This window comes from Microbacterium arabinogalactanolyticum, from assembly GCF_030268005.1.
GTDB classification, from domain to species: domain Bacteria; phylum Actinomycetota; class Actinomycetes; order Actinomycetales; family Microbacteriaceae; genus Microbacterium; species Microbacterium arabinogalactanolyticum.
In genome coordinates this window covers 1-12,490 of record NZ_BRZC01000004.1, presented here as the reverse complement: position 1 = coordinate 12,490, position 12,490 = coordinate 1, and the positions used below count along the sequence as shown (strand labels likewise).

The following is a 12,490-nucleotide window of genomic DNA, read 5'->3' as shown; positions in this document are numbered from 1 at the left end:
CCCTGACCTCGGATCCTCGGGCTCAGGGGGCCGGGCGGCGCATCCAGACGTCGATGCCGTCGTCGTGCTCCACGACGAAGCCGTGACGAGTGTAGAGCCGCTGAGCCGGCGAACCGACGAGCACCTGGAGGCGCAGCGGGGTGGTGGCAGCCGCCAGCACGCTCGCCAGGACGGACGTCCCGATGCCGCGGCCGTGGAGCGTCGCATCGAGGTAGAACATCTCCAGCCAGACCGCATCCCGGTCCGGCCGCAGCGTGATCGTGCCGACCAGGGCATCGTCCAGCAGGATCATCCGGGTGTGCTCCGGGGAGAAGTGCTCGACGACGCGTGCCCTCGACTTCGCCGGATCCCAGCCGATCAACCGCTCCAGGTCCGCACGGAGCACGCGCTCCTTGAGCGAGACGACGTGCTCCAGGTCATCGGCGGTCGCAGCCCGCAGCTGCACCCCCGGCGCCATCATGCGTCGATGGACTCGCGGCTCAGCCTGTCACTGGAGCTCATGATGAACTCTCGACGCGGCGCCACCTCACTGCCCATCAGCAGCTCGAAGGTGCGGATCGCGGCATCCGCCGCCTCAGCATCCTCGATTGTCACGCGACGCAGCAGACGACCCTGCTTGTCCATGGTCGTGGTCGCCAGCTGATCGGCGTCCATCTCGCCGAGACCCTTGTAGCGCTGGATCGGATCCTGCCAGCGCTTGCCCGCCTTCTGCAGCTTCGCCAGCAGCGCGTGCAGCTCCGCTTCGGAGTACGTGTAGATCGTCTCGTTGGGCTTGGATCCGGGGTTCATCACGATCACACGGTGCAGCGGCGGCACGGCCGAGAAGACCCGGCCCGCCTCCACCAGCGGCCGCATGTAGCGGAAGAACAGCGTCAACAGCAGCGTGCGGATGTGGGCGCCGTCGACGTCCGCGTCACTCATCAGGATGACCTTGCCGTAGCGAGCCTGGCTCAGATCGAACGTGCGTCCGGAGCCCGCGCCGATCGTGGTGATGATCGCCGCGCACTCGGCGTTGCCGAGCATGTCGCTGATCGACGCCTTCTGCACGTTGAGGATCTTGCCGCGGATGGGCAGCAGCGCCTGGAACTCGCTGTTGCGGGCGTGACGGGCGGTGCCCAGGGCTGAGTCGCCCTCGACGATGAACAGCTCGCTCTGCTCGAAGTCATTGGAGCGGCAGTCCACCAGCTTCGCGGGCAGCGACGACGACTCGAGCGCGGTCTTGCGGCGCTGGGTCTCCTTGTGGGCGCGCGCGGAGACCCGGGCCTTCATCTCGGAGACGATCTTGTCGAGCAGCTGAGATGTCTGGCTCTTGTCGTCGCGCTTGGTGGATCCGAAGCGAGCCGCCAACTCTGTGCGCACGACCTTCGCGACGATGGAGCGCACCGCCGGGGTGCCGAGCACCTCCTTGGTCTGACCCTCGAACTGCGGCTCCGGCACGGTGACGGTCAGCACGGCGGTGAGCCCTGCCAGCACGTCGTCCTTCTCGAGCTTGTCGTTGCCGACCTTGAGGCGTCGCGCGTTCTGCTCGACCTGCCCGCGCAGCGACTTGAGCAGCTCCTGCTCGAAGCCCTGCTGATGCGTGCCGCCCTTGGGCGTGGCGATGATGTTCACGAACGAGCGGGTGACGGTCTCGTAGCCGGTGCCCCAGCGCAGCGCGATGTCGACCTGGCACTCTCGCTCCACCTCGGTGGCCTTCATGTGACCGTCGGCCTGCAGCACGGGCACGGTCTCGGTGAACGAACCGCTGCCCTGGATGCGCCAGGTGTCGGTCACGGGAGCATCGGAGGCCAGGTAGTCGACGAACTCGGAGATGCCGCCCTCGTACAGGTACGAGGTGACCCTGGGACCGGCCTCGTCGTCCGGGGAGGACGAAGGACGCTCATCGCGCACGACCAGTTCGAGGCCGGGCACGAGGAACGCGGTCTGGCGGGCCCGGTTCTCGAGGTCTCCGAGCTGGAACGCGGCATCCTTGGTGAAGATCTGCCGGTCGGCCCAGTACCTCACGCGCGTGCCGGTGACCCCCTTGGCGACCTTGCCGACCACCCGCAGCTCGCTCTTGTTCTCGAAGGGTGTGAACGGCGAGTCCGGGCGGGGCTCCCCCGTGTCGGCGAACACGCCGGGCTCACCGCGGTGGAAGGACATGGCGTACGTCTTGCCGCCGCGGTCGACCTCGACGTCGAGTCGCTCGGACAGGGCGTTCACGACCGATGCGCCGACACCGTGCAGACCACCGGATGCCGCATAGGAACCGCCGCCGAACTTCCCGCCCGCGTGCAGCTTCGTGTAGACGACCTCGACACCGGTCAGCCCCGTGCGCGGCTCCACGTCGACCGGGACTCCTCGCCCGCGGTCGGCGACCTCGACACTGCCGTCGGCGTGCAGCACGATGTCGATCTTCGACCCGTTGCCGGCGACGGCCTCATCGACGGAGTTGTCGATGATCTCCCAGAGGCAGTGCATGAGGCCCGGTGATCCGTTGGATCCGATGTACATGCCGGGGCGCTTGCGAACCGCTTCGAGCCCCTCGAGCACCTGGAGATGATGGGCGGAATACTCGTTGGTCACAATGTTCGATTCTATTTCGCGGCCGCCTCAGCGGATGCCGCGACACTCCCCCGCGACCCAGCCGTTACGCGGCGCGTACGCGCACAGCGAAACACGCCGTGATCCGGGCATGCACTCAGGCGACCCGTGGTTGTATTGAGCACGATCTCGAATCGAACCCGGATCCCGAGGAGGCACCGACATGAACGCTACGACTGAGCGAGAGACCGTCCAGTACCGCCTCACGGCGATGGACCGGTGCGACTCCTGTGGAGCGCAGGCCTACATCGCAGCCGAGGTCAACGGCACGGAGATGCTCTTCTGCGCCCACCACGGCCGCAAGTACGAGGAGAAGCTGCGCGCGGTCGCCACCAGCTGGCACGACGAGACCGCCCGCCTCATCGAGGCCTGAGCCTCAATCCACGAGCTCACGCCGCACCGTCGGCGTGAGCCGGGTGAGGATCTCCTCGCCCACCGTGTCGATGCGCTCGGCGAGAGCCGTGGCATCCGACTCGCCCTCGGCGCCGGGTCCGAACACGACCACCCGATCCCCTGCCTGGGCACCCGGCCAGCCGTCCACGAGCGTGCTGTCGCCGTCGATCCGGGAGATCGCCCGCAGTCCTCCCGGGGTCACCACCTCCGCGCCTCGGAGAATCGACGGCAGGCCGTCGAACGCACCGATGCCGATCCGCACGAGGTCGCCTTCCACGGCGTCGACGGTCGCCACCAGTCGCGAGATGAGGGACAGGCCTTCCAGCTGCGGCCCGTCGGCTGAGCGAATGCCGTAGCAGAACGCGCCGATACGGCTCAGGGTCCCCCGCAGCTCGGGGCGCCACCAGGCGGCGGCGGATGCTGTCAGATGCAGCACCTCCGGCTCCCCACCGGCGTTGTGCAGCTCGCGCACGGCGTTCAGGAACACCGCCTGCGCGGCGTCGTCCTCCTCATCGCTGGCCTCGGCGAGATGACTCCAGACCCCGGCGATCCGAATGCTGCCGCGATCCTCCGCATCGCGCGCGACGGCGACGGCATCCGCCCACGCCTCCGGCCGGAAGCCGTTGCGGTGCAGACCCGTGTCGATCTTCAGGTGCACTGCGACGCGTGCGCCGAGGCGCTCGGCCGCCGCGATCACCGCATGCAGGTAGTCCATCGAGCCGACCCCCAGGTCGACGCCCGCGCCGATCGCGGCGTCGATCTCCGGTCCCGTCGACGGCGCCCACGCGTACACCCGCTGCGCCGTCACGGCGCGGATGCGCAGCGCCGTCGGGATGTCGTAGCTTCCGAACCAGGAGACGCCACTCGCCTCGGCTTCGGCGACGACCCATTCGATGCCGTGCCCGTAGGCATCGTCCTTCATGACGAGCATCAGCTGCGACCCGTCGAGCCGCTGCAGCACTGCGGCGATGTTCGTGCGGAATGCGGCGCGGGAGATCTCCAGGACCGGGGTGCTCATGCCTGCCAGCTCCGTTCGCCGTTGCGTCCGATCACGACCGCCATCTCCAGCGCGGTCAGGCCGGTGGCCGCGGACCACTGCGCGAGTGCGTCGCGTATCGCACCGCTGCCGCCGAAATAGGTCACGGGAGCGCCGACCGGGGCATCCGCCCCCTCCAGATCGACCACGCAGACGTCCATCGCGATGCGACCGACGATCGGATGCGTGTGCTCGCCGATCTGCACGCGGGCCCGATTGCCGAGCGCGCGCAGGATGCCCTGGGCGTAGCCGCCGGTCACCAGCGCGACCCTGGTGTCCCGGCTCGCGCGGTGGGTGTAGCCGTACGAGACCGCCTCCCCCGCGTGCAGGGGTTTGGTCGAGAGCACGCGGCCCTGCAGGCTCATCACGGGCTGCGTGGAGACGGGGCCCTCGGCATCCGGGATGCCGAGGAGCCGGTGCGGGTCGACATCCGGCAGGGTGTCGGTCGTCGCGGGGATGCCGGCTGCCTCCAGCCGACGCGCCTCCTCCACGGAGCCGACCCGCATCGCGGATGCGCCGGCCTCCAGGACGATCGGGGCGACCTCGTCCAGGCCGTGGCCGTAGGCGTCATGCCGCAGATCGACGACCCCGCCCGAGGACGCGAGCAGTCCCTGCGCGTTCTGCATCAGCACGGAACGGCTCAGCAGGACCCGGGGCGCCGCACTGCCTGACATCTGTCGCCTCCGACTCAGAGCTGGATGGAGTTGAAGCCCTTGCCGTGCACGAGGGTCTCGATGGCCGCGCGAGCACCGGCCGCGTACGTGTCCAGCGACTCGACGCCGATCGACAGGTCGAGCTCCAGGCCCCGCCGCTCGGCGACGCCGGTGATGATCTCGCGCACCAGCTCGGGGTTCAGCGGGAGCATCGGCCCCTGGATGTTCGCGGCGATCGCGTTCGCGACACGGATGATCTCGCCGCGGGCCGGCTGGTCCCCGTCGCCCGGAAGAGCGAAACCGCCCTGACCGAATGCCACGCGACCGTAGCTGTGCGCGGCGTCGGAGAGCGTCCACTCGCTGGCGTGATCCTCGAAGCCGATCACGCGGCCGACCGCGGTCTCGACGACGATGTAGCCCACCTTGCGCTTCTTGGTGCGCGACACGGTGGCGTCGAAGATGCCGAGGCCCTCGACCGTCTCGCCCTCGAGCGTCGTGACGCCGTTGCTGAGCAGCTCGGCGCCGCCGCCGACGGCGAGCAGCGCACGTCCGTCGGCCACATGGGAGCGGATGCCGTCGCCACGGGCCACCAGATCCGCGTGCACGCCGCGCATGGCGGACAGCGGGCCGTTGCCGATCACGAGGATGTCGAGGTCGGCGGGCAGCTCCTCGCCGATGCCGACGGGCAGCACGTCGACGGTCGCTCCGGCGCGCTCGAGGCGCACCTGCAGGGCGCGGACGTTGCCCCGGTCGCCGGTGACGCCCAGGATCTCGGGGTACAGCTGCGCGATGCGCACGGTCGCGGTCATCGGCGAGCCACCTCCTGGTCACCATGGCCGAGGAGCCTGCGGCCGATCATCATGAGCTCGTAGTTGACGAACCAGATCTGACGGCCGGCGGCGGTCTGCGGCAGCTCCCGCATCATCGCGACGGCCTTCTCCATGTCGGGCTCGACGGTGCCGATGCGGACGCCGGCGTGCTCCAACGCCAGCGCGAGCTGGTAGGCCTTCTCGCCCGTGACGACGTCGACGGACTCCAGCGCGTGGAAGTCCACGTCGTACAGCCACGAGACGTCGGGCGTGCCCTCGTCGATCGCCATCAGGGCGCGCTCGGGTGCCCCGTCCAGCGCGTCGAGGTTCATCTGCAGGCTCGGCGCGTTCTTGAACATCACGAACTCGACCTGCTCCCCCGCGGGGTCGCGACGCAGCGGGATGACCTCGCCGCGCCCGTAGGCCGGCGCCATGCGCGAGAAGCCCCGCGCGGCGGCATCCGCGGAGAACTCGTCGCCGAGCACGCGCGAGGCCACTGCCAGTGCGGCAGCGGCGTCGGCGGCGTAGTGCAGACCGCGCGCGGGCAGGCGCACAGCGGCATCCGCGTCGCCGATCCTGATCGACACCTCGCGTCCGTCCACGCTGCGCACCTCGGAGTACGCGTCGCGCTCCGCGGTGCCGGCGTTGCCGCTGCGGGTGTCCGCGGCGTTGACGAGACCGTGCGCGGATGCCGCGATGATCTCGGGTGCGACGCCGAAGAACGACACCGGGGCGCGCATGGCGTCGACGTCGATCTTGCTGAGGTACGGATCGTCGCGGTTCACGACGACGTGAGCGGATGCCCGCGTCGAGGCGTCGAGCATCATGTCGGCGACGCGCTCGGTCTCGTAGAAACGATACAGCTGGTCGACCTGAACATTCAGCGACAGGATGACCGACGGAGAGAGCCGGTCGGCCAGATCGGCCGCGTAGCCCTCATCGATCTCGAGCACCGCGACATCGGCCTTGATCCGCCCGGTGAGGGTGGCATCGGCCAGCAGCGCACTGGTCACGCCCTGCGGCAGGTTGGCGCCTGTCGGATTCGTGAACACGGTGAGCCCGTGTGCGCGCAGCACCTCGCTGACCATGTGCGTGGTCGTGGTCTTACCGTTCGAGCCCAGCACGAACACCACGCCGTAGCGGAACTGGTCCGCGAGCGTGGGCAGCAGCGACGGGGCAAGCCGGTTGGTGAGATAGCCGGGGAAGGCGGAGCCTCCCCCGCGCAGACGGGTCGCGAAGCGCGCGAGCTTTCCCGCCAGCACAGGGAAGACGTACCGCAGGCCGGCTGAGCGCGCCTGAGGTGCCGTCGACATCATTCGAGGTAGTCCCGCAGCGACTGCGACCGGCTCGGGTGGCGGAGCTTGGCCATGGTCTTCGACTCGATCTGGCGGATGCGCTCGCGCGTCACGCCGAAGGTGTCGCCGATCTGGTCGAGGGTCTTCGGCTGCCCGTCGCCCAGGCCGAAGCGCATCCGGATCACACCGGCCTCGCGCTCGGACAGGGAGTCCAGGAGCTGCTCGAGCTGACGCTGCAGCATCGTGAAGCCCACGGCGTCGGCGGGCACGACGGCCTCGGTGTCCTCGATCAGGTCACCGAACTCGCTGTCGCCGTCCTCACCGAGGGGCGTGTGCAGCGAGATCGGCTCACGGCCGTACTTCTGCACCTCGACGACCTTCTCGGGCGTCATGTCCAGCTCGCGGGAGAGCTCCTCGGGCGTGGGTTCGCGACCCAGGTCCTGCAGCATCTGGCGCTGAACGCGGGCGAGCTTGTTGATGACCTCGACCATGTGCACCGGGATGCGGATGGTGCGGGCCTGGTCGGCCATGGCGCGGGTGATCGCCTGACGGATCCACCAGGTGGCGTACGTCGAGAACTTGAAGCCCTTGGTGTAGTCGAACTTCTCGACTGCGCGGATGAGGCCCAGGTTGCCCTCCTGGATCAGATCCAGGAACTGCATGCCGCGGCCGGTGTAGCGCTTGGCCAGCGAGACGACCAGACGAAGGTTGGCGCCGAGCAGGTGGCTCTTGGCACGCTGACCGTCGCGGGCGACCCACTGCAGGTCGAGACCGAGCTGGCTGGACTTCTCGGCGGCCGACATCGTCGACAGCTTCTCCTCGGCGAACAGGCCGGCCTCGATGCGCATGGCGAGCTCGACCTCTTCGGCCGCGTTCAGCAGCGCGACCTTTCCAATCTGCTTCAGGTAGTCCTTGACCGGGTCGGCCGTGGCGCCGGTGATCTGGGTGGAGTACACCGGGACATCGTCCTCGTCGGCGGACGAGATCACGATCGCGCCGGTCGGCAGCGGCTCGGTGAACGCCGGCTTCTTGTCGTTCTCCTCGTCGTCCACGTCCGCGGCGTCGACGGCTTCGTCGTCGACCTCGGGCGTCTCGTCCTTCTTCTTGGACGCGCGCTTGGCGGGAGCCTTCTTGGCGGCGGCCTTCTTCGCGGGCGCCTTCGCAGCAGCCGCTTCTGCGGCCTCGTCGACCTCGGGGGTCTCGACCTCTGCGGCGGCCGTCTTCTTGGTGGTCGTCCGGGTCTTCTTGGTCGTGGCAGGAGTCACGTTTCGCCTTTCACGGAGCGGTGCACGCGCTCCGGGCCATTTCGGACACTAGTAAGACCCTTGTCAAGCCGGATCACGAAGATCGATGGTTGACAACGGGTCAGACGTCCATTATCACACACATGACGGCATGCGGCGTCCCAGGTGGTGATCTCCGCGCGTCGGCTCAGCCGCGCTTCTCGTCGTCGCCGGGTCTGCGGTTCGCCAGATACCGCTCCAGCTCCGCGGCGAGCTCGTCCGCGCTGGGCAGGTCGCGCTCGTCGAAGCTCTCGTCGGCCTCATCGCCCTCGTCGTCGCGCCCGGCCATGTAGGCGTCGTAGCGCCGTTCGAGGGTGTGCACCATCTGCATCAGTTCCTCGCTGCCGTGCACCTGCTCCTCGACACGGGTCAGGTACTCCTGGCGGCCCTCCTGCACCTCGTCCATCCGCAGCACGAGACCCGTCGCGATCATGAGCTTGTCGGCGGCGGCGATCACGGTGTCCGGGTACTCCGTGTCGGCCAGGTAGTGCGGCACGAGCAGCACGAACCCGGCGACGCGCACGTCCTGCTGGATGAGCCGGTACTCGAGCAGGTGGCCGGCCGTCGCGGGGACCTGCGTGCGCGGTCGCCACACCGAGTGCGCGGCGATCAGGTCGCGCCGGTTGCCGCTGACGGTCGTGCCCAGCGGACGCGTGTGCGGCACGGGCATGGCGATCGAGTGCACCCAGGTGACCGCGGACACCTGGAATCCCTCCGCGAAGCTCACCACCGCGGCGGTGAAGGCGTTCCAGGCGAAGTCGGGCTCATAGCCCGACAGGAGCAGGAACGGCTGGCCGAGCGCGTCGTGAGCGAGCGCGAGCTCGAGGCGGGCGGGACGGAACTCGGTCAGGTGATCCTGGTCGAAGACGATCACCGGGCGCCTCGCGCGGTAGTCCAGCAGCACGTCGTTGTCGAACACGATCAGCGGCTGCGGGTCGGTGGTCTCGTGGAGGTGCTCGATGAGCCCGGAGACCGCATTGCCCGCATCCGTGAAGCCGGTGAGCAGGATCACCAGGGGAAGGCCGGTGGGCACATCCGGCGCGCCGGCGATCGACTCGTAGAGCTCATCGGAGAAGGGCATGTGTCAATGCTACGAGCCGGGGTGCCCTCGGGGCGGGCGCCGCTCATGCTGACAGCGAACACGGGCGCCGCGGTGATCCCGGGAGCAACCGGCGGATCCCTAGGATGGAGACATGACGCTTCCCGTGATCTCGCACACGACCGATCCGTTCCCTGGAAGTGCTGCAGACGCCGCAGTGCTCGTCATCCCCGATCCCGCAGGCGCACACGACGCGCTGGACGGCTACGAGGGCCTGACCGGAACCCTGTCCGCCATCGGCTACAAGGGCACCGCATCCGCATACACGCGCGTGCACCTGCCGGCCGTGACCGACCTCCCGCTGGCCGTCGTGAGCGCAGGTGCGACTCCGAGCGCCGAGCGCGTGCGGGATGCCGTGGCCACCGCCGTTCGCAGCCTGACGGGCTTCGCGACCGTCTCGATCGGGCTCGCCCCCGGTCTCGAGCAGTTCGCGGATGCCGCAGCCGAGGGCGCCCTGCTCGGCGGATACCGCTTCGACGACTACCGCACCGAGAAGAAGCCCGCTCGCGCGGACGCCCTCGTGCTGCACGCGCCGTCGGTCGGTGACGGCGCGCTGGAGAACGCCCGCGTCGTCGCGGAGGCCGTCGCCCTGGTGAAGGACCTCGTGTCCGTGCCCGCCGAGTGGCAGAGCCCCGCGCAGCTCGCCCAGTCCGCCGCGGACGCCGTCGTCTCCCTGCCCGTGGAGGTGGAGATCCTCGACGAGAAGAAGCTCGAGGAGCAGGGCTTCGGCGGCATCATCGGCGTCGGCCGCGGCTCGGACCGCCCGCCCCGCCTCGTCAAGCTCAGCTACTCCCCCGAGGGCGCGGGCCGCCACATCGCACTGGTCGGCAAGGGGATCACGTTCGACACCGGCGGCCTCTCGCTCAAGCCCGCCGCGAGCATGCTCGGCATGAAGTTCGACATGGCCGGCTCCGCCACCGTGCTCGCCGCCATCCGCGCGATCGCCGCCCTGGCGCTGCCCGTCCGGGTCACGGCGTGGATGTGCATCGCCGACAACATGCCGTCGGGTCGCGCCACGCGCCCCGGCGACGTGCTGCGGATGCTGGACGGCCAGACCGTCGAGGTGCTGAACACGGACGCCGAGGGCCGCCTGGTGATGGCCGACGGCCTGGTCGCCGCGAGCCGGGAGAACCCGGATGTCGTCTTCGACGTCGCGACCCTGACCGGAGCGATCATCACTGCGCTCGGCAAGCGCCACACCGGCGTCATGGGCGAGGACGCCGCGGTCGCCGAGTACCTCGCCGCCTCCGAGCAGGCCGGCGAGCCGGCCTGGCAGCTGCCGCTGCCGGAGTACATGGAGGAGCTGCTGGAGTCCCCCATCGCCGACATGATCAACTCGAACATGTCCGATCGATCGGGCGGCTCGATGTTCGCGGGTCTCTTCCTGCAGCGCTTCGTGGGCCGCACCTCGGATGCCGAGGACGCGCCCCGCATCCCGTGGGTGCACCTCGACATCGCCGGCTCCGGCGAGCACACCGGTGCGCCTTACGGCTTCACGGAGAAGGGCCCCACCGGCGCCACCGTCCGCTCCCTCATCGCGTTCGCACGCGCATCGGTCAAGGAGGCCTGATGGCTGTTCACGAGTTCGACCTCGTCATCCTCGGCGGCGGCAGCGGCGGCTACGCCGCGGCCCTGCGCGCCGCGGAGCTCGGGAAGAAGGTGGCGCTGATCGAGAAGGACAAGGTCGGCGGCACCTGCCTGCACCGCGGATGCATCCCCACCAAAGCGCTGCTGCACGCGGCCGAGGTCGCCGATCACGTGCGCACCGCGGCCTCCGTCGGAGTGACCGCCACCCTCGGCGGCGTCGACGCGGCCGGCGTGACCGCGTACCGCGAGGGGATCGTCGCGAAGAAGTTCAAGGGCCTGGAGGGTCTGATCAAGGCGCGCGGGATCACCGTGATCGCCGGTGAGGGCCGTCTCGAGAAGGACCGCTCGGTGAGCGTGGGCGACGACCGCTACGTCGGCGCCGACGTGGTGCTGGCCACGGGCTCGTACAGCCGCAGCCTCCCCGGTCTGGAGATCGGCGGACGCATCCTCACCAGCGAGCAGGCGCTCGCGCTCGAGGAGATCCCGGCCAAGGTCATCGTGCTCGGCGGCGGCGTGATCGGCGTCGAGTTCGCCAGCGTCTGGCACTCGTTCGGCGCGGAGGTCACGATCGTCGAGGCTCTGCCGCATCTGGTTCCCAACGAGGACATCGTGCTCAGCAAGGGCCTGGAGCGCGCGTTCCGCCGCAAGGGGATCTCGTACAACCTCGGCGTGCGCTTCCAGAAGGCGGAGCAGGACGAGAACCAGGTCACGGTCACTCTGGAGGACGGCAAGACGTTCACGGCCGACTATCTGCTGGTCGCCGTGGGTCGCGGTCCCGCCACCGCCGGGCTGGGCTTCGAGGAGGCGGGCGCCACGCTGGACCGCGGCTTCGTGATCGTGGACGAGCAGCTCCGCACCGGCGTCCCCGGCCTGTGGGCCGTAGGTGACATCGTCCCGGGCCTTCAGCTCGCGCACCGAGGATTCCTGCAGGGCATCGCGGTCGCCGAGCGCATCGCGGGCATGGAGGTGCCGGCACTCCCCGAATCGCAGATCCCCCGGGTGACCTACTGCAGCCCGGAGGTGGCGTCGGTGGGCATCACCGAGGAGGCCGCGATCACGGCCCACGGCGCGGACGCCGTCGTCTCCTACGAGTACAACCTGGCCGGCAACGGCAAGAGCGAGATCATCGGCACCGGAGGCACGGTCAAGGTCGTGCGCCAGAAGGACGGACCCGTCCTCGGCGTGCACCTGCTCGGCGACCGCGTCGGCGAACTCATCACCGAGGGCCAGCTGGCCGTCGCGTGGGAGGCGCACCCGGAGGACATCGCTCCGCTGATCCACGCGCACCCCACTCAGAGCGAGGCGCTGGGCGAGGCTTTCCTCGCTCTGGCCGGAAAACCGCTCCACGCACTCTGAACCGCACCAACAGGGCGCCCGGGTCACTAAGCTTGGGGCGTCACAGATTTCTGAAGGAGACTCCGTCATGAGCACACCCGTGGTCCTTCCCGCACTTGGGGAGAGCGTCACCGAGGGTACGGTCACTCGCTGGCTGAAGCAGGTCGGCGACACGGTGCAGGCGGATGAGGGCCTGCTCGAGATCTCGACCGACAAGGTCGACACCGAGATCCCCTCGCCCGTCAGCGGCGTCATCGAGGAGATCCTCGTGGCCGAGGACGAGACCGTCGAGGTGGGCGCTCTGCTCGCCCGCATCGGCGATGGCAGCGGTGCCGGTTCGACCGGCGACGCGCCCGCAGCCGCGGCGCCCGCCGCCGAGGCCGCGCCGGCCGAGACCGCGCCCGCCGAGGCAGCCCC

Annotated in this window: 12 protein-coding genes; 4 read left to right on the top strand and 8 right to left on the bottom strand. The window is 69.5% G+C overall.

Features of this window, described 5'->3' with window-relative positions; genetic code table 11:
- Positions 1 to 22: 22 nt before the first annotated feature.
- Positions 23 to 460: a GNAT family N-acetyltransferase gene (locus MIAR_RS04410; RefSeq protein WP_285631939.1), complete on the bottom strand. Its 438-nt coding sequence runs from the start codon at positions 458 to 460 to the stop codon at positions 23 to 25.
- Complete coding sequence (locus MIAR_RS04405) at positions 457 to 2,565, bottom strand: DNA gyrase/topoisomerase IV subunit B (protein ID WP_285631936.1); 2,109 nt, start codon at positions 2,563 to 2,565, stop codon at positions 457 to 459. The genes MIAR_RS04410 and MIAR_RS04405 overlap by 4 nt, the downstream gene beginning before the upstream one ends.
- 181 nt (positions 2,566 to 2,746) lie before the next feature.
- Here MIAR_RS04405 and MIAR_RS04400 point away from each other — a divergent pair, with 181 nt between their 5' ends.
- Entirely contained in the window at positions 2,747 to 2,956 is a 210-nt protein-coding gene (locus MIAR_RS04400; RefSeq protein ID WP_285631933.1) for a DUF7455 domain-containing protein, read from the top strand.
- A gap of 3 nt (positions 2,957 to 2,959) precedes the next feature.
- On the opposite strand, the gene MIAR_RS04395 is transcribed toward MIAR_RS04400, so the two are convergent.
- From MIAR_RS04395 to MIAR_RS04370, 6 genes are all read right to left on the bottom strand, one after another.
- Positions 2,960 to 3,994 (bottom strand): alanine racemase, encoded by a 1,035-nt coding sequence (locus MIAR_RS04395; RefSeq protein ID WP_285631930.1) that lies wholly within the window; start codon positions 3,992 to 3,994, stop codon positions 2,960 to 2,962.
- On the bottom strand, positions 3,991 to 4,686 hold the full coding sequence (locus MIAR_RS04390; protein WP_285631927.1) for an alanine racemase C-terminal domain-containing protein: 696 nt from the start codon (positions 4,684 to 4,686) through the stop codon (positions 3,991 to 3,993). Before MIAR_RS04390 ends, MIAR_RS04395 begins: the two co-directional genes overlap by 4 nt.
- A gap of 14 nt (positions 4,687 to 4,700) precedes the next feature.
- Positions 4,701 to 5,474 carry a type 1 glutamine amidotransferase gene (locus MIAR_RS04385; RefSeq protein WP_285631924.1) on the bottom strand — a complete coding sequence of 258 codons (774 nt, stop codon included), beginning with the start codon at positions 5,472 to 5,474 and terminating at the stop codon, positions 4,701 to 4,703.
- Positions 5,471 to 6,787 (bottom strand): MurT ligase domain-containing protein, encoded by a 1,317-nt coding sequence (locus MIAR_RS04380; RefSeq protein WP_285631921.1) that lies wholly within the window; start codon positions 6,785 to 6,787, stop codon positions 5,471 to 5,473. Before MIAR_RS04380 ends, MIAR_RS04385 begins: the two co-directional genes overlap by 4 nt.
- Positions 6,787 to 8,034, bottom strand: a complete 1,248-nt coding sequence (locus tag MIAR_RS04375; RefSeq protein ID WP_285631919.1) for an RNA polymerase sigma factor — start codon at positions 8,032 to 8,034, stop codon at positions 6,787 to 6,789. The genes MIAR_RS04380 and MIAR_RS04375 overlap by 1 nt, the downstream gene beginning before the upstream one ends.
- Before the next feature lie 166 nt (positions 8,035 to 8,200).
- Positions 8,201 to 9,133 (bottom strand): proteasome assembly chaperone family protein, encoded by a 933-nt coding sequence (locus tag MIAR_RS04370; RefSeq protein WP_285631916.1) that lies wholly within the window; start codon positions 9,131 to 9,133, stop codon positions 8,201 to 8,203.
- A 112-nt stretch (positions 9,134 to 9,245) separates the two neighbouring features.
- On the opposite strand from MIAR_RS04370, the gene MIAR_RS04365 reads away from it, so the two are divergent.
- From MIAR_RS04365 to MIAR_RS04355, 3 genes are all read left to right on the top strand, one after another.
- The gene (locus MIAR_RS04365) at positions 9,246 to 10,721 is read left to right on the top strand and encodes a leucyl aminopeptidase (protein WP_285631913.1); all 1,476 of its coding nucleotides are present in this window, start codon (positions 9,246 to 9,248) and stop codon (positions 10,719 to 10,721) included.
- Positions 10,721 to 12,094: a dihydrolipoyl dehydrogenase gene (lpdA, locus tag MIAR_RS04360; RefSeq protein ID WP_285631910.1), complete on the top strand. Its 1,374-nt coding sequence runs from the start codon at positions 10,721 to 10,723 to the stop codon at positions 12,092 to 12,094. The genes MIAR_RS04365 and lpdA overlap by 1 nt, the downstream gene beginning before the upstream one ends.
- A 67-nt stretch (positions 12,095 to 12,161) precedes the next feature.
- A partial coding sequence (locus MIAR_RS04355; protein ID WP_285631907.1) for a biotin/lipoyl-containing protein occupies positions 12,162 to 12,490 on the top strand: 329 nt, incomplete at its 3' end.